This window comes from Bradyrhizobium sp. 31Argb, from assembly GCF_043638955.1.
In the GTDB taxonomy this organism is placed as follows: domain Bacteria; phylum Pseudomonadota; class Alphaproteobacteria; order Rhizobiales; family Xanthobacteraceae; genus Bradyrhizobium.
The window spans coordinates 13058-29765 of the sequence record NZ_JBEGDB010000005.1 but is presented as its reverse complement, the minus strand read 5'-3'; the positions used below and the strand labels follow the sequence as shown (position 1 = coordinate 29765).

General features: G+C 64.0%; 14 protein-coding genes. 11 read left to right on the top strand and 3 right to left on the bottom strand.

Annotated elements, in window-relative coordinates:
* Positions 1-113: 113 nt before the first annotated feature.
* The gene (locus AAFX91_RS01790; protein WP_394565373.1) at positions 114-365 is read left to right on the top strand and encodes a Rid family hydrolase; all 252 of its coding nucleotides are present in this window, start codon (positions 114-116) and stop codon (positions 363-365) included.
* Between the two features lie 16 nt (positions 366-381).
* Here the strand turns inward: AAFX91_RS01790 and AAFX91_RS01785 are convergent, their stop codons facing one another.
* The 3 genes from AAFX91_RS01785 to AAFX91_RS01775 form a co-directional block, all read right to left on the bottom strand.
* Positions 382-1551 carry a PepSY-associated TM helix domain-containing protein gene (locus AAFX91_RS01785; RefSeq protein WP_394565372.1) on the bottom strand — a complete coding sequence of 390 codons (1170 nt, stop codon included), beginning with the start codon at positions 1549-1551 and terminating at the stop codon, positions 382-384.
* A 279-nt stretch (positions 1552-1830) separates the two neighbouring features.
* Positions 1831-2859 carry an extracellular solute-binding protein gene (locus AAFX91_RS01780; protein ID WP_130580488.1) on the bottom strand — a complete coding sequence of 343 codons (1029 nt, stop codon included), beginning with the start codon at positions 2857-2859 and terminating at the stop codon, positions 1831-1833.
* Between the two features lie 2 nt (positions 2860-2861).
* Positions 2862-5057, bottom strand: coding sequence for a TonB-dependent siderophore receptor (locus tag AAFX91_RS01775; protein WP_282529226.1), 2196 nt, complete (start codon positions 5055-5057; stop codon positions 2862-2864).
* 453 nt (positions 5058-5510) lie between these two features.
* Here AAFX91_RS01775 and AAFX91_RS01770 point away from each other — a divergent pair, with 453 nt between their 5' ends.
* The 10 genes from AAFX91_RS01770 to hemC all read left to right on the top strand — a co-directional run bounded on the left by AAFX91_RS01770 (position 5511) and on the right by hemC (position 16703).
* Positions 5511-6938, top strand: a complete 1428-nt coding sequence (locus AAFX91_RS01770; protein ID WP_130580486.1) for a M20/M25/M40 family metallo-hydrolase — start codon at positions 5511-5513, stop codon at positions 6936-6938.
* A 328-nt stretch (positions 6939-7266) separates the two neighbouring features.
* On the top strand, positions 7267-8139 hold the full coding sequence (locus tag AAFX91_RS01765) for a xanthine dehydrogenase family protein subunit M (protein ID WP_130580485.1): 873 nt from the start codon (positions 7267-7269) through the stop codon (positions 8137-8139).
* The gene (locus AAFX91_RS01760; protein ID WP_130580484.1) at positions 8129-8620 is read left to right on the top strand and encodes a (2Fe-2S)-binding protein; all 492 of its coding nucleotides are present in this window, start codon (positions 8129-8131) and stop codon (positions 8618-8620) included. Before AAFX91_RS01765 ends, AAFX91_RS01760 begins: the two co-directional genes overlap by 11 nt.
* Complete coding sequence (locus tag AAFX91_RS01755; RefSeq protein WP_394565371.1) at positions 8617-10959, top strand: molybdopterin cofactor-binding domain-containing protein; 2343 nt, start codon at positions 8617-8619, stop codon at positions 10957-10959. The genes AAFX91_RS01760 and AAFX91_RS01755 overlap by 4 nt, the downstream gene beginning before the upstream one ends.
* Positions 10956-12074, top strand: a complete 1119-nt coding sequence (locus tag AAFX91_RS01750; RefSeq protein WP_394565370.1) for a ring-opening amidohydrolase — start codon at positions 10956-10958, stop codon at positions 12072-12074. The genes AAFX91_RS01755 and AAFX91_RS01750 overlap by 4 nt, the downstream gene beginning before the upstream one ends.
* A complete protein-coding gene (locus tag AAFX91_RS01745) occupies positions 12074-13297 on the top strand; it encodes an FAD-dependent monooxygenase (RefSeq protein WP_394565369.1) in 1224 nt (407 codons plus the stop codon). The genes AAFX91_RS01750 and AAFX91_RS01745 overlap by 1 nt, the downstream gene beginning before the upstream one ends.
* 165 nt (positions 13298-13462) lie before the next feature.
* Complete coding sequence (locus AAFX91_RS01740) at positions 13463-13981, top strand: VOC family protein (RefSeq protein WP_130580480.1); 519 nt, start codon at positions 13463-13465, stop codon at positions 13979-13981.
* Between the two features lie 93 nt (positions 13982-14074).
* Entirely contained in the window at positions 14075-14902 is an 828-nt protein-coding gene (locus tag AAFX91_RS01735) for an aspartate dehydrogenase (protein ID WP_394565368.1), read from the top strand.
* 72 nt (positions 14903-14974) lie between these two features.
* Positions 14975-15595, top strand: a complete 621-nt coding sequence (gene pncA, locus AAFX91_RS01730) for a bifunctional nicotinamidase/pyrazinamidase (protein WP_394565367.1) — start codon at positions 14975-14977, stop codon at positions 15593-15595.
* 112 nt (positions 15596-15707) lie between these two features.
* Positions 15708-16703: a hydroxymethylbilane synthase gene (gene hemC / locus AAFX91_RS01725; RefSeq protein ID WP_282529236.1), complete on the top strand. Its 996-nt coding sequence runs from the start codon at positions 15708-15710 to the stop codon at positions 16701-16703.
* Positions 16704-16708: the final 5 nt, after the last annotated feature.

The window sequence follows — 16708 nt, the reverse complement described above, 5'->3', positions numbered from 1 at the left end:
GTCACCGGCAACGCCACGATCTATTATGTCAGCGGTCAGGTGCCGCCGGTGATCAATAAGGACGCCGATCGAGCCGCGAGGCCTATGGCGACACCAAGACTCAGACCGTCGGCGTGCTCAACCGGATCAAGGGCATCCTTGAAGGGCTCGGCCTCGGCATGGGCGACGTCATCAAGATGCAGGTGTTTCTGGTGCACAGCCCGAACGCGCCGATGGATTTCAAGGCGTTCATGGAAGGCTATACCCAGTTCTTCGGCGGCAGCCAGCCGAATCTGCCGGCGCGCTCGGTGGTCGGCGTCGCCTCGCTTGCCAATCCCGGCTTCCTGGTCGAGATCGAGGTGGTCGCGGCAAAGGACGCGAAATAATTCACGGCTGTGCGATTCACTCGCCCGGAACAAGGCTCCCGAGCGGCGGCCGCGAGAGGCGCCGATGTCTTCGCCGCGAAAGGTACAGCAGAAAGCCGGTGACCACCAAGAGCGGCATCAGGGCTGCTGCGACCATGAACAGCAGCTTGCCCGGCCAGCCAAAGATGCTGCCGCGGTGAATATCGAGCACGCTCGACAGCATCCGCTCGCCGACGGGCTTGTCCGCGTAGATTTCTGACGACACCAGCCGGCCGGTGACGGCATCGATGCGGAACTCGTCGCGCGCGCCCGGATGCGACGCGTCGCGCGCCCAGGACCGGACCCGCACGACGGTGCCCGCATCAGGCGGCGCCAATAGGGCCGTCGCGTAGCGGCTGCCTTGTTCGTGCAGGAATGTCGACCATACGCGATCGAGCGTAAGCGGCTTGGTCTCGGATGCGCTGACGTCTCGCGCCGGCTTCGTCTTCATCGGTGCGGCAGCCGTTGAAGGACGCGACAGCAGCCAGGTGGCGCCGTTCTTGTACCAGTCGAACGAATACCACAGGCCGGTGAGCACCATCACGAGGTAGATCGGCAGCACCCAGGTTCCAGCGACGGCGTGGAGCGACCTATGGAAGCCGCGACCGCGCAACGTCAGATTCGGCTTCAGCCACATCTTCACGCTGCGGGCGCGATGAGGCCATCGCAGCACGATTCCGGAGATCAGCATTGCGATCAGGCCGATGGCAGCCACGCCGGTGATCGGCCGGCCATAGCCCTTGGCATCGCCGGGCAACAGCAGCCAGCGATGCAGCTTGCGGACGGTGGCGAAAAACTCCTCGCCGCGCGGCGAGCCGAGCGCGCGCCCATCATAGGGATCGACATAGATCGAGGAAGGCCGGGAGCCGTCGGCGCTGCGGGCAAACCGGATCCGCACCGCTGCGGACGGGTCACTGGCCATCGTCACGGACGCCACTTTGCCAAAGTCGGGATTGGCCTGCAGTCGCGCGATCAACTGGTCCGGCGTCAGCGTCGGAACCGCGCGAGCCTCGACCCGCATGATGTCAGCATTCAGGCTGGCCTGGATTTCGTCCTCGAAACTCATGATCGCGCCTGTTATCCCGACCACGGCCAGCACCAGCGACAGCGCAAGGCCAATGACGGAGTGGACCTGCAACAGGGCGGCCTTGATCGGGTATTTGCTCATAAATTGGAAGGAACAGGTCGCGGGATCAGCGTCGAAATCGGCGAGGCCTGGTGATCACCGCCCACTCAACAGCGTTATCGGAACGATACCGAAAAGATATTCGTCCCGCCACCCAAGCGAGGCTTGCACAGTTTGTAATAGTTCTATGTTGTGTGCCGACGCGCCATTGAGCACGCTCCACAACACTTGCCGCGAAGAATAATGTCATCTTCGCGGAGTATATGACAATTTTGTTTTCGCCTTCCGATCCGGCGGTCGCTGCGCTTTCGGCGAGGGCGCTCACTCGTCGAAGCCGACTTTCTTGACCAGGGCAACCGCAGTCTGCTGATGCGCGGCGATCTGATCGATCAGCACCGCATCGGCTCTGAACGATCCGATTTCCGCGAGGATCGGATCGCGGTCTGCCGAGGCGAGCACGGGATATTCCAGTTCGGCTGCGGCATAGATTCGTTGTGCCGCCGGCGTCACAAGGAACTCGATGAATTTCAGCGCGGCGGCCGTGTGGGCCGCATGCTTCGCAATGGCAGCGCCCGTCAGGTTGACATGGCTGCCGCCGCCCTTGAACGTCGTCGGGACGGCCTTGACGGTTCGGGCCCATTCGCGCCAGTCGCCGCCTTCCCGTCCGTCCCGCAATTGCGCCAGTGCCACGGTATTGGCAATGCCGATCTCGCACGTTCCCTGCGCGATCTCGCGGATCACATCATTGTCCTTGCCGGCCGGTTTGTGGACGAGGTTGTCTTTCAGACCCCTGAGCCAGGCCTCTGTCGGTCCTTCTCCGTGATGAACGAGGTAGGCAGCGATCAGCGCAATGTTGTTCTGGTGCAGTGGCGAGCGCATGCATAGTTTGCCGCGCCATTTCGGATCGGCGAGGTCCTCATAGTCGATTGCAGCGAGCGGGCTGTCCCCGCGCGCCATCACGACGCGTGGCCGGATGGAGAGGGTGATCCATTGCGAAGACCGGCCACGCAGGTTCGGCGGCGCGGCTCGCTCAAGGAGCGGCGATGCCGAGGCCTGCGTCAAACCCTGGTTTGAGAGCTGGGTGGTCTTGTCCAGTCCGATCGTGATCAGCACGTCCGCTGGCGACGCGTTACCTTCCGATGTCAGGCGCTTGACCAGGCTGTCTTCAACAAAGACAGGATTGACCTTGATGCCGCTGTTTTTCGTGAAAGCCGATATCACCGGCTCGATCAGATTTATCTCTCTGGTCGAGTAAAGGGTAATCTCATCGGCGCGGCTTGCCGCCATGCCGGCAACGAAGACGGAGGCCAGCGCGACCAGCAACCCGGTGGCTATCCGCGGCATGCTCATGCCTAGAACTTCACCGTCGCCGAGAGCGAGACGCGCCGTGCGTCGCCAAGAGCGACGGCCAGATTGCTCACGGCCGAGGGATAGTAGACGGTGTCGAACAGGTTCTTGACGTTCAGTTGGTAGATGACCGGCAGGTTGTCGTATTTGGTCTCATAGCTCGCGAAAACGTCCGCGACGACATAGGACGGCAGGACGAAGGTGTTCGCCGCATCGCCCGGCCGGTCGCCGACATAATGCGCTCCACCGCCCAGCCGGAGCCGGCCCGGAAGGGCGGTGCCGAAATCGTAGACCAGGTAAAGCGAGGCCGTGTTCAGGGCGACATTCTGCAGCGCCATGCCGGCCAGCGTCGGATCTTCGATCACCCGCGCGTCGGTGTAGCCATAGCTCCCGATCATGCTCCAATTGTCGGTCAGCCTTCCGGTGACGTCGATCTCGATGCCGCGCGAGCGGACCTTGCCGGCGGTGCGAAATTCGACGATTCCCGTGGCGCTGTTGAGCTGCGATACCAGCACGTTCTTCTTCTCGATATCGTAGAACGCCACGGTTCCCGAGAGCCGGTGGTTGAAATCGAACTTGGCGCCGGTCTCCCACGAGACGCCCTCTTCGGGCGCGATATTGGAGCCGATCACCACGCCGCCGGTGAGCGGCGCGATGGTCGAGGTCGGCTTCAGCGATTGCGTGTAGCTTGCGTAAAGGGACAGCTCGTCGGTGAGCTTGAGGATGGCGCCGCCGAGCGGGAGCACCTTGTCTCCGGACAGATCAGTGTTGGTCTTGAACGGGCGTCCGCGCCCCGCCAGTTGGTCGAAATCCATGTAGCGCACGCCGGCGACCACCGCGACCCGATCCGTCACATGCAGCGTGTCCTGGAAGAACAGGGAGTATTGGCCAAGCTTGTCGGTCTGGTCGCTGTCGCCAGGGGAGACCGTCGTGCCCGGGAAGACCAGCCCATAGACCGGATCATAGAAATTGAACGAGGGAGTCGCCTGCCGGATCAGGTTCTTGCGATAGATCGTGCGATACTGGCCGTCGCCGCCGAACAGCACATCGTTGCGCATGCCGCCGATCCAGAAGCCGCCCTGCAGGTAGGACGTTCCGTAGCTCACATTGCTGAGCGAACCCTGCGTGCCGTCATTGCTGCGCGTCTCGATGCCGGTCAAGGCATTGACGCCGGTGATGCGGAGCTGGTTGGCGCTGAACGTCTCGGTGTTATAGCTGTAGCCGGCGTAGAGCTTCCAGTCCTCGTTCAGCCGCTGCTCGACCGAGCCCTGCACCAGGTCGGATGTCCCCCACATATTGTTGAAGGGCTCGTCGAGCCGGCGCGTTGCCGGAATAGGCAGTGGCGCCTTGGTGATGGGATCGAATGCCGTGCCGCGATCGAACGGGTAGATGAAATCGCGATGCTCGTAGCTGAGTTGGACCGTGGTCGTGTCGCCGTACCACGCCAGCGACGGCGCAAGCAGCGTTTCGCGGTGACGCCCGAAATTGCGCCAGTAGTCCTCGTTGACGCCATAGCCGATGAAGCGATAGGCGAGACCGCCTTGGCCGATCGGGCCGGTGATATCGAAGGTCGCATCGGCGCCGTTCTTGCTGTTGCCGTAGGTCGAGCCGAGCACGGTGATCGATCCGTGCTGATAGAGTTCCGGGCGCTTGCTGATCGTGTTGACGATGCCGCCGGGATCCATGATGCCGTACAGAAGTGATGCAGGTCCTTTCAGCACCTCGACGCTTTCGACGGCGGGGTTGAAGCTGCGGCCCTGGACCAGCGGCATGCCGTTGCGCATGATCGAACCATCGCGATTATCGCCGAATCCGCGCCTGATGACGGCGTCCTGGGTGCCCGCGAGCGTATTGGTCTGGGTGATGCCGCTGACATTGACGAGGGCGTCGTCGATATTGCGCGGCAATTGATCCTTCAGCACCTGCTCGGGCACGACGTTGACGACTTGCGAGGTGTCGAGCGGCGAAGCGCCGGTGCGCAGCGTGGTCGAACTGGGCATCGCGCGATAGCCCAGCTTGGCTGGATACAGCGCCGCCGCCGCCGCGGCAGCGCGCTCCGATGGCGTAGGCTCCGCAGGCGTAACATTTCGATTTCGTTGCGGCGCCGTCGCTGCTTGAGTCCGCCGCGTGGAAGGGACCGCCGGGCGCGCCGGCTTGCGCTTCTGCGCCGGCGATTCGACCGTCACGGATGGCAAGGTCATGCTCGATTGCGCCCGCGCGATCGTGATCGAAGAGGAGCAACCAGCCAGCAAGGCGACGGTGCCGATGAAAAAATGCGCGCGGCTGCCGCCGGCTCGGTTTCGATTGTCTCCGACGAGACGGCCAACAGCACTGACGTTCACTTCGATTCACTTCCAGGACGCGAGATTAGCGCGGTGCCTTTAGCAGCCGCCGCGAACGGAAAGAACAGCGCTGGAATTGAATCTCTCTAAGGACGTGTTTCGCAGGAGTGATTTGCAAATCCGTCACGCGATACAGCGAATGCCTGTTGCTGCATCGAGCCGCTTCATCAATTTGTAGCGAAGGAGCGGTGGAATGCTTGACAGTCGGCTCCGGATAAGCCGTCGCCGGCACCAGGCTTTGCCATCTTGCAAAACCTCTGCGTCCCTGTCTGAATGTCTCGCAACTGGGGCGGGTGGAATCGGAGACCCAAGATGGTTGGAAACGTCAGACCAAGGCTTTCAATCCTGCTGTCGACCGTGCTCGCTGCGGCTCTGCTGGGAGCCCCCACAGTCGCCGCGGAAGGGCTGAGCCCGGATCGGCAGTTCGCGCGCGACGTCTACCAGGAGCTGATCGAGATCAACACCGTCACCGCGACCGGCGACACCGCCAAGGCGGCGGAGGCGATGGCGGCCCGGTTGCGGGCTGCCGGCTTCGCGGACGGCGACGTGCAGGTCTTCTCGCCGGCGCCGCGCAAGGGCAATCTGGTGGCACGGCTGCGCGGCAGCGGCGCGCGCAAGCCGATCCTCCTGCTCGCCCATATCGACGTGGTCCCGGCCAATCGCGAGGACTGGTCGTTCGATCCGTTCAAGCTGACCGAGCAGGACGGCTATTTCTATGCCCGCGGCAGCGGTGACGACAAATACATGGCTGCGGCCTTCGTCACCAACCTCATCCGGTACAAGAAGGAGGGTTACAAGCCCGACCGCGACATCATCCTGGCGCTGGAGACGGATGAGGAGATCCTTGATAGCAACGGCCTCGGCATCCAATGGCTGTTGAAGAACAAGCATGACCTGATCGATGCCGAATTCGCGCTCAACGAAGGCGGCGGTGTCGGTCTGAAGGACGGCAAGCCGATCCGTAACAGCGTGCAGACCTCCGAAAAGGTCTCACTGAGCTACCTGCTCGAGGTCAAGAACAGGGGCGGCCACAGTTCGGTGCCAGTCAAGGACAATGCGATCTATCGCCTCGCCGAAGGGCTGGTTCGACTGTCGAAGTTCAGTTTCCCGATCAATTTGAACGAGACCACCCGGGCCTATTTCGAGCGCACGGCACAGTTCGAGAGTGAGCAGACGGCTTCCGACATCCGCGCGGTGCTCTCCGACAAGCCCGACCCGGCCGCGATGTCGTTTGTCCGGCTTGCGGCCAATCCTGCCTATAACGCCCAGCTCCGCACCACCTGCGTCGCGACGATGCTCGAGGCTGGCCATGCCGTGAACGCGCTGCCGCAGCTTGCGACCGCCAAGGTGAACTGCCGCATCATGCCGGGCGAACCGGTCGACGGTGTCAAGGCGACGCTGGAGCGTGTGCTCGACGACGATCAGATCAAGGTCACGCAAATGGGCCAGGCCGTGTTGAGCGCGCCGTCAGCCCTGCACGAGGAGATCATGGGCGCGATCGATAAACTGTCGCACGAATTCTGGCCGACGGCGGCGGTGATCCCGACCATGAGCACCGGGGCCACCGACGGCAGCTATCTGCGCAACGCGGGCATCCCGACCTACGGTCATTCCGGCCTTGCTGCCGATATCACCGACATCCGCGCCCACGGCAAGGATGAACGGATTCTCGTGAAATCATTCTACGAAGGCGAGGAATATCTTTATCGGCTGGTGAAGATGCTCGCCGGCGGAACGTGACCGGTGCCACCCGTCATTGCGAGCGGAGCGAAGCAATCCATGCCTCCACAAGCGGTGAAATGGATTGCTTCGCTTACGCTCGCAATGACGCGGATACAGCGTCACGAATGCTGACTCCACAAGGAGGACGCATAATCGCTCTGCACATCAACTTTCTGTGCCGCCCAATGTTTATGCACGGGTGAGAAGAATGAGCAGGGATTAGCTGCATTTACATGCAGTTCTGGGCGCCTTTGGGCTCGCCGAGTTTTGACTGGCATTGTTAGATTACAGATAGTCTTATCTCCTGTTTCGAGCCGATGCGGATGCGTTCGTCGAACGAGCCTTTATGAAGCCTGCTCCCTTCAAATACATCGCCGCTTCATCGCTGGATCACGCGCTCTCGCTCAAGGCCGAACATGGCGACGAGGCGAGATTCCTGGCCGGCGGCCAGAGCCTGGTCCCAGCGATGAATTTTCGCCTGGCGCGGCCGGCGGTCGTGATCGATATCAATGGTCTGGATGAGCTGGCCGGCATCGCTCACGGTTCAACCATTCGTGTCGGCGCGCTAACGCGCTATTGCGCGCTCGAGCGGGATAGCGAGTTCCTCAGCTCCTGTCCGCTATTCGCCGACGCGCTGCCACACATCGCGCATCCGCAGATCCGCAACCGCGGCACCATCGGCGGCAACCTCTCGCATGCCGATCCAGCTTCCGAGCTTCCCGCACTCGCGGTCGCGATGGAGGCGCAGATGCGGCTGAAATCGGCCGGCGGCGAGCGGATGCTTGCAGCATCCGAATTCTTCCAGGGATCGCTCACCACCGACCTCGCCGCCGACGAGATGCTGGTCGATGTCGAGTTTCCCGCGCTGCCGCCGCGCAGCGGCGCCTGCTTCATGGAAGTGGCGCGGCGTCGCGGCGATTTTGCCATCGCCGGTTTGGCTACCATTGTAACGCTGGACACGGAAGGCCGCTGCAGCAAGGTCCGGCTCGCGTTGTGCGGCGTCGGCGAGACACCGGTCGATGCCAGCGAGGTTGCCGCGCCCCTGATCGGTCAGGCCTGCGCCGATGGGCCGATCAAGGCTGCCGCTGCTGCCATTCAGGCAGCGATCGAGCCTGCCGGCAATGTCCACGCCAGCGCCGACTATCAGCGGCATCTCGCCGGTGTGCTGGCGCAGCGCGCGATCCGTACGGCCTTTCAGCGGGCGGCAAATGCAGCCTGACCGCCACGAGATCAGCGTCTCCGTCAACGGAACCGCTTATCGGCGCAGCGTCGAGTCGCGGATGCTGCTGAGCGATTTCCTGCGCCACGATCTGTTGCTGGCAGGCACCCATGTCGGCTGCGAGCATGGCGTCTGCGGCGCCTGCACGATCTTGCTCGATGGCGCGCCGATCCGCTCCTGCCTTATGCTGGCAGTGCAGGCCAATGGACACGAGCTTTCGACCATCGAAGGCCTCGCCTCTGACAGCGGCGAACTCCGCCCGGTGCAGAAGGCGATGCACGAGCATCACGGCCTGCAATGCGGCTATTGCACGCCGGGCATCCTGATGACCATGACGGCGTTCCTGAAGCAGAACCCGTCACCGTCGGAAGAGCAGGTGCGCGAGGCGCTGTCAGGCAATCTTTGCCGTTGCACCGGCTATCAGCACATCGTCGATGCCATGATGGCCGCGGCGCAGGCGATGCGAGCGGCCGCGCCATGACGACACGGTTCTTCGGCGCCCCCGTCAAGCGCAATGAAGATCGCAAGCTCCTCACCGGGCAGGCGCTATTTGTCGACGATGTCGAGCTGCCGGACATGCTGCATGTGGCGTTCCTGCGCAGCCATGCCGCGCACGCGCGCATCAAGCGCATCGATGTTTCCCGGGCGCTGCAGCGCCCGGGCGTTGTGGCGATCTACACTGCCGACGATTACGGCGCCTACTGGCAGCCCGGTCCATTGTTGGTGCCACCGCCGCCGATCCCGGGAAGCGTCTTCAACCAGCGCACGCAAGTGCCGCTCGCCAAGGATAAGGTCCGGCATGTCGGCGAGCCCTTGGCCGTCGTCGTGGCCGAAAGCCGCTACATCGCCGAGGATGCGCTCGACGATATTGAGGTCGATCTTGAGCCGCTGCCGGCGGTGATCGATCTTGAAACCGCGCTGCGCCCCGGCTCGGTCCTGGTGCATGACGACCTCGGCTCCAACGTCTCCGCGCATGTGCATCAGAGCAAGGGCGACTATCGCGCCGCCGCCGCCAAGGCGCATCTGGTCATCAAGCGCCGCCTTGCCTACGAGCACGGCATCGCCTCGACCATCGAGACGCGCGGCGTCGTCGCGCATTGGGAGGCGCGCAGCCAGCACATGACGATCTGGGACACGACCCAGGCGCCGGTGTTCGTGCGCAACGGTCTCGCCGCCGTGCTCGGCCTCGGCGAGCGGCAGGTGCGGGTGATCGCGCCCTTCGTCGGCGGCGGCTTCGGGCCGAAGATCATGATGTTCTACCCGGAAGAGGTGGCGCTGCCCTGGATCTCGATGCGGCTCAACCGTCCGGTGAAATGGATCGAGGATCGGCTGGAGCATTTCTTTGCCACCACGCATGAGCGTGGTCAGATCCACGATGCCGAGATCGCGGTTACGCGCGACGGCCGCATCCTCGGCGTCAAGGACGTGTTCCTGCACGACGGCGGCGCCTATGATCCTTACGGATTGACAGTGCCGATCAACAGCCAATGCACTCTGCTTGGTCCCTACGTGGTGCCGTCCTACGACTCCACCTTCACCGCCGTTTTCACCAATCTGCCGATCGTGACGCCCTATCGCGGCGCCGGTCGGCAGCATGGCGTGTTCGTGATGGAGCGATTGCTCGATCTCGCCGCGCATGAGCTGAACATTGATCCCGCCGAGATCCGGCGGCGCAACCTCATCCCGGCCGATGCGTTCCCGTACAAGAACGGGATTATCTACCAGGACTTTTCCCAGCTCGAATATGACAGCGGCAATTACGAGCCGGTGCTCGACCAGGCGCTGCAGGTGATCGGCTATGCCGAGTTCAAGCAGGAGCAAGAGAAGCTGCGCGCGCAGGGCCGTCACGTCGGCATCGGCATCGCCTGCTATGTCGAAGGCACCGGCATCGGACCCTATGAGGGCGCGAGAGTGCAGGTGCAGGCCAACGGCAAGGTCAGCGTCGCGACCGGCATCGGCACGCAGGGGCAGGGGCATTTCACGAGCTTTGCCCAGATCGTCGCCGATCAGCTCGGCGTCGACGTCACCGATGTCGACATCGTCACCGGCGACACCGACCAGTTCTATTGGGGTGCCGGCACGTTTGCGAGCCGCGGCGCGGTGGTGGCGGGCAATGCAGTCAACGAAGCCTCCCGCGCGGTACGGCAGAAGGCGCTGAAGCTCGCCAGCGACGCCTTCGAATGCGCCGAAGAGGATCTGGTGCTTGCCGACGGCAAGATCTCGATCGTCGGCATTCCCGAAAAATTCTTGAGCCTCGGCGAACTCGCGCGGCGTGCCAATCCGATGCGCGGCGCGGTGAAGCCAGGCACCGAACCGGGATTGGAATCGACGCAATATTTCGGGCCGCCGAGCGGCGCGACCGCCAATGGCGTGCATGCCATGATCGTCGAGGTTGACCCTGATACGTTCGACCTCAAGATTCTCAAATACGTCGTCGTCCACGATTGCGGCACGGTGATCAACCCGCCGATCCTTGAAGGGCAGATCCATGGCGGCGTCGCGCAGGGCATCGGCAACGCCTTCTACGAAAAGCTGGTGTTCGACGACCAGGGCCAGCTCCTGAACGCCTCGCTCGCCGACTATCTGTTGCCGACCGCGCTTGAGGTGCCGCGCATGAAGCTCGGCCACACCGTAACGCCGTCGCCGCTCAACCCGATGGGCATCAAGGGTGCCGGCGAAGCGGGCGCGATTCCCGTTGGCCCGCTGTTCGCGCAGGCGATCGAGGACGCGCTGCAGCTCAAGGAAAAGAACGTTGAACTTCTGGAGATTCCCTTGAGCCCGAGTCGGATTTTTGAGCTGATCAAGGCGAGCGAGCCATGAGGACGGCGCGGATTTTCCGGCTTTCGATGGCGCATCCCGGCGATCTGTCCGAGCTCGATCGCCTGATCGCCGGCGGCACGGTCCGCGCCGCCGATATCGTCGCGATCATCGGCAAGACCGAGGGCAATGGCGGCGTCAACGATTTCACCCGCGGCTACTTCACCCAGACCTTGATGCTGCTGCTGTCGAAGTATCTGGACAAGCCGGCGGCGCAGTTGATCCGTGAAATCCCCTGCGTGCTCTCGGGCGGCACCGAAGGCGTGATGAGCCCGCATTACAGCGTGTTCTGCATCAGCGAGACCGAACCGGCGCCAGAGGCTGGATCGTCGCTCGCGATCGGCACCGCGTTCAGCGATCCGGTCCCGGCGGAGGAAGTCGGCCGCCGCGCCCATGTCGATAGCGTCGCCAACGCCGTGCGCACCGCGATTGCCAATGCCGGGATCGAGCGATTGCAGGACGTCCACTTCGTGCAGGTGAAGTGCCCCTGCGTGACGGTCGCCCGCGCTGCCGCCGCGCTCGCGGCCGGCAAGACCCCGCTCACCAACGATCCTAACAAGTCGATGGCTTTTGCCCGTGCCGCCGGCGCATTCGGCGTGGCCGTTGCGCTCGACGAACTGGCGCTATCCGCCTTCACCGACGCGTCGCTGCTCAGCGACTTCTCGATCCAGTCACCGCGCGCCAGCATTTCCTCCGGCGTTGAAGTGGAAAGCAACGAGGTCGTCGTGCTCGGCAACAGCCCGCGCTGGACTGGCCCGCTGCAGATTTCGCACCGTCCGATGGCGGACGCGCTCGACATCGGTGCGGTCGTCGATGTGCTCGCCGATCTCGGCATCGCGGCCAATCCGCAAGTCTCGGCTACCGACGCCGCGCGGATCGCGACCGTGCTGGTCAAATGCGAGCCCGACCGGCGCGGAAGAATTCGCGGCAACAGGCACACCATGCTCGACGACACCGATATCAACGCCCAGCGCCACATCCGCGGCGCGGTCGCCGGCCTCGTTGCCGGCGTGATCGGCGACGGCAGGATCTTCGTCTCCGGCGGCGCCGAGCATCAGGGCCCTGATGGCGGCGGCCTGATTGCCGTCATCGCTTCGCAAGAGGAAGGTTTGGCCTGATGCGCATTGTCATCATCGGCGCAGGCGTCGCGGGATGCGTGATGGCGCGCAGGCTCGCGCCATTGGACGGCGTGGAGGTAACCTGCCTCGAGCGGGTCTCGCGCGACGATCATTCCGAAGCCGGCACCGGGCTCAATGTCGGGCCGAACGCCGTCAAAGCGATGAAGCTGATCGATCCGGAACTGGCCGAGCGCATCACCGCGGCGGGCTTTCTCTGGAAAAATTGGCGGATCTCGCTCACCGACGGCACCGTGCTGTTCGACCTGCCGCTGCAGGAGGTCGCGGACGGACCGGGCTGGCGCATCCGCTGGTCGGAGCTTTACCGCGTGCTGCGCGAGGCCGCAGGGGACACGGTCTCCTATGGCTGCGAGATCGTCGAGGTCGGCCGTGACAGCGTCGATCCACGCAAGACTTTTGTCAGTTGGACGCAGGATGGCACAACGCATCGGCTCGACAACATCGATCTCTTGATTGCCGGCGATGGCCGCTACTCCGAGGTGCGCCGCGTGATCTCCGGCGAGCCGCGCATCATGCCGACGGGAGTGGCCATCTTCCGCGTGCTGGTGCCGGACACTTCGCGCGGCCTGATCGACGACTACGAACAATGGTTCAATGGACCGAACCGTCTGTTGTCGTTCCGCGTGCCGCCGGACCACATCTATGTCGCCGGCACTTTCCCGATCGATCCCGAGGCGCAGATCTCCGAAAGCCAGAAGACGCCCGAGGTCCTGCGCGCCGCCTACACGCCGCGCGCCGCGCCGCTTAGCGACCAGGCGCGCTGGCTGATCGACACCGTCTGCAACAACGTCGCCGACACCCATTGGGCGCGGATGCAGGAGCACGAAGTGCTCTACCGTGCCGCCGATTGCAGCGTGCTCTATCTCGGCGATTCCGCCCACGGCATGGTGCCGACATTGGGGCAGGGCGCGACCCAGGCGCTGGAGGATGCCGCCAATGCGGCCGCGCTGATCACGCAGCGCTACAACGCCGGAAGCCGTGATGTCGCAAGCTGGCTCACCGAGTTCGAAGCCCTGCGCAAGGACCGCATGCGTTTCGTGATGGAGTTCTCGCTTGCCGCCACCGACACGATGCTGGCAGGCGCCGATCCCGTCGCTGGAACCCTGCACAAGAACGAAGCGCCGTTCCTGAACAAGTTGAAGTCGCTCTATTGCGACGTCGGACTTCTCCCTCTCCCCGCTCTTGCGGGGAGAGGGGCGGGGTGAGGGGCTTCCTCCGCGAACACGGTGAGAGCTGTATTTGTGGAGGCTCCCCCTCACCCGAAATTCAAGCTGCGCTTGAATTTCGACCTCTCCCCGCAAGCGGGGCGAGGTGAAGAAACGTCATCACGCCGTGGAATGAGCGGCCAAGGATTTGAGGAGATCAACGTCATGACCAGAGCCGAACCGACGCTGCCGATCGCAACCGTGCACGGGCTCTATCACATCGCCATCAAGACCGAGAATTTGGCGGCAACGCGGAAATTCTACACCGAGATCATCGGGCTTCGCGAATTCGCACGTCCCGATTTCGGCTATCCCGGCGCCTGGCTCGGTTGCCCGCAGCCCGGCGGGCTCGCGATCATGCACATCTATGCCGGCGGTCCCGCGCTCGGCCCCGAAGGCAAGGCGCCGGCGGGAACGGCGGCGATCGACCATGTCTCGCTGTCCTGCTCCGGCTATCGCTCCTTCGTCTCGCGCTTCAAGGCGGCGGGGCTCGACTGGCGCGAATTCATCGTGCCCGGCACCACGCTCTGGCAGTTGTTCGTCTATGACCCCAGCGGCGTGCAGCTCGAACTGACCTTCGAGTGCGGCGGCGAGGGCGAAGAAAAGCCTGACATGTCGCCGGGCCGCAAATATGTTGCCGGCGCAAGCTTCTTCGACAAGGCAACCTATCCCAAGCTCGCCTGACGATGGCCGGTGATTGCCTGATCCATCCAATCGGCAATTGACACCCGGCCGCCAGTGCGGGACAGGACAGCCATCTGTCCTTGGAGCAGTCGGATGGTGGACTCGAACAGCACGCGACCCGGGGCACGCGTGGCCGTGGCAGGCCTCGGTGCGATCGGCGCGAGCGTGGTGAAGGAACTGGATCGCGGCATCGAGGGATTGGCGCTCAGCGCGGTCTCCGCGCAGAACGTCGCCAAGCACCAGGCCTGGCTCAATGACCTGACAACTCCGCCAAAGGTCCTGCCGATCGAGGAACTCGCCGATGCCGCCGACATCGTGGTCGAATGCGCGCCGAGCAGGCTGGTGCGTTCGATCGTGGCGCCGGTGGTCGAGCGCGGCAAGACCGCGGTCGTGCTCAGCGTCGGCGCACTGCTCCAGAACGAAGACCTGATCGCGCTTGCGCGGAAGAACGGCGGCCAGATCGTGGTGCCGACCGGCGCCCTGATCGGGCTCGACGCCGTGACTGCCGCGGCGGAGGGCACCATCCATTCGGTCCGGCTGGTGACGCGGAAGCCGCCGCTGGGGCTCGTCGGCGCGCCTTATCTGGTCGAGAACGACATCAGCGTTGAAGGGCTCGCCGAGCCGCTGCGGATTTTCGAAGGAACCGCGCGCGAGGCGGCGAAGGGCTTTCCGGCCAACCTGAACGTCGCCGTGGCGCTGTCGCTTGCCGGTATCGGCCCCGACCGCACCCGGGTGGAAATCTGGGCCGACCCGGCCGTGACGCGCAACACCCACCGCATCGAGGTGGACTCCGATTCGGCGCGCTTCTCGATGACGATCGAGAACGTCCCGTCGGAAAACCCGCGCACCGGCCGCATCACCGCGCTGTCCGTGATCGCCTGCCTGCGCAAGCAGCGCGCCTCGCTGCGCATCGGGACCTGACGGGCGCGGTTGTCTGCTGCGGGGCCGCGACTTTTCAGCTAAGCTAGGCCAACAGATAGAGCCGAGCTGCCCATGCGAATTCACCCCGACGACCTGCTCCTCATCATCGACGTGCAGAATGATTTCTGCCCCGGCGGCGCGCTGGCCGTAGCCGACGGCGATGCGGTGGTGCCTGTCGTCAACCGGCTCGCTGGGCGGTTCGATCATGTGGTGCTGACACAGGATTGGCATCCGCGAGGCCACAGCTCCTTTGCGACCTCACACCAGGGCTCCGCGCCGTTCGAAACCATCACCATGCCCTACGGTCCGCAGACGCTGTGGCCGGAGCATTGCGTGCAGGGCACGGCGGGCGCCGCGTTCCACCCGCAGCTTTCGACCGACAAAGCGGAGCTTGTGATCCGAAAAGGCTTTCGCTCCGCAATCGATTCCTATTCCGCCTTCCACGAGAACGACCGCACCACGCCGACCGGCCTTGCCGGCTATTTGCGCGAGCGCGGACTGAAGCGGATCTTCATGGCCGGGCTCGCCACCGACTATTGCGTCCATTATTCCGCGCTGGATGCGCGCCGCCTCGGCTTCGAAACCGTGGTCGTGGAATCCGGCTGCCGGGCGATCGATCTTTCCGGCTCGCTTGCGGCTGCGCATGCGGCAATGGCGGCGGCCGGCGTTCAGGTCGTGAGCGACCTGGATTGACGCGCTTCCTTCACCGGCCCATTCCTTCCCGGAAAACGCGGCGAAAAGCGTTGTTTTGATTGGGCTTTTGCTCTAATCCCTCGGCTTTATCGGCGGCTCGAACGGAGACATCGTGGCGGGACAGACCTTACGCATCGGCACGCGCAAGACGGCCATGGCGATGGCGCAGACCGAGGAGGTCGCGCGCCTATTGCGTGCGTCGGCTTCCGACTTGACCGTCGAGATTGTCAGGTTCGAAACCCGCGGCGATCAGGACCAGACCAGCAAGTTGCTGCGCCATGGCGGCAAGGGCGGCGCTTTCGTCGCCGAGATCCGCGAGGCGATGCGCGCGGGCGAGCTGCAGGCCGCGATGCATTCGCTGAAGGATGTGCCCGGCAATGAGGAAACGCCGGGCCTCGTGATCGGCGCCACCCTGCCGCGCGACGCCGCAACCGACTGCCTGGTGCTGCGTCCCGGTCTTTCGCTGGAAAGCTTTCGTGCAAGCCGCGGCAAGGGTTTCAAGATCGGCACCAACGCGGTGCGCCGCGCGGCTTACTTGCGCAGGCTGTTTCCTGAAGCAAGCGTGATCCATTTTCGCGGCGCCGCCGACACCCGCATTGCCAAGCTCGATCGTGGCGACAAGCAGCGCCTGCCCGATGGCGGCGAGGTCGGCCCGGCGGATGCGCTGGTGATGGCGCGCTCGGGGCTCGAGCGCATCGGGCGTGCAGAGCGCATCGCCTATGACTTCCCGGTCGACGAGATGCTGCCGGCAGTCGGGCAGGGCATCGTCGCCGTCGAATGCGCGGCGAACGATTTTGCGACGCGCGCCCGTCTTGCCAAGATCGAGAATGGGTCATCGCGCCTTGCTGCCGAAGCCGAGCGCGAGGTGCTGTGGATCCTGAACGGCCACTGCAATTCGCCGATCGCCGGCCATGCGACGCTTGCCGGCGGCGAGTTGATTTTGCGCGCCTCGGTGCTGGATGAAACCGGCGACCGCTTCATCGAGGCATCGCGCACCGGCCCCGCCGACCACCCCCGCGAACTCGGCCGCGCCGTCGGACTGGAGTTGCTCGACAAGGGCGCCGCCGAAATCATTGCCCGCACAAGACCGGAAGAAACGGACGAGTAAGTCGT

Coding starts and splice junctions, on each gene's coding strand:
- AAFX91_RS01785 (WP_394565372.1), bottom strand. CDS start 1,551: ATGAGCAAATACCCGATCAAGGCCGCCCTGTTGCAGGTCCACTCCGTC.
- AAFX91_RS01780 (WP_130580488.1), bottom strand. CDS start 2,859: ATGAGCATGCCGCGGATAGCCACCGGGTTGCTGGTCGCGCTGGCCTCC.
- AAFX91_RS01775 (WP_282529226.1), bottom strand. CDS start 5,057: ATGACCTTGCCATCCGTGACGGTCGAATCGCCGGCGCAGAAGCGCAAG.
- AAFX91_RS01770 (WP_130580486.1), top strand. CDS start 5,511: ATGGTTGGAAACGTCAGACCAAGGCTTTCAATCCTGCTGTCGACCGTG.
- AAFX91_RS01765 (WP_130580485.1), top strand. CDS start 7,267: ATGAAGCCTGCTCCCTTCAAATACATCGCCGCTTCATCGCTGGATCAC.
- AAFX91_RS01760 (WP_130580484.1), top strand. CDS start 8,129: ATGCAGCCTGACCGCCACGAGATCAGCGTCTCCGTCAACGGAACCGCT.
- AAFX91_RS01755 (WP_394565371.1), top strand. CDS start 8,617: ATGACGACACGGTTCTTCGGCGCCCCCGTCAAGCGCAATGAAGATCGC.
- AAFX91_RS01750 (WP_394565370.1), top strand. CDS start 10,956: ATGAGGACGGCGCGGATTTTCCGGCTTTCGATGGCGCATCCCGGCGAT.
- AAFX91_RS01745 (WP_394565369.1), top strand. CDS start 12,074: ATGCGCATTGTCATCATCGGCGCAGGCGTCGCGGGATGCGTGATGGCG.
- AAFX91_RS01740 (WP_130580480.1), top strand. CDS start 13,463: ATGACCAGAGCCGAACCGACGCTGCCGATCGCAACCGTGCACGGGCTC.
- AAFX91_RS01735 (WP_394565368.1), top strand. CDS start 14,075: ATGGTGGACTCGAACAGCACGCGACCCGGGGCACGCGTGGCCGTGGCA.
- pncA (WP_394565367.1), top strand. CDS start 14,975: ATGCGAATTCACCCCGACGACCTGCTCCTCATCATCGACGTGCAGAAT.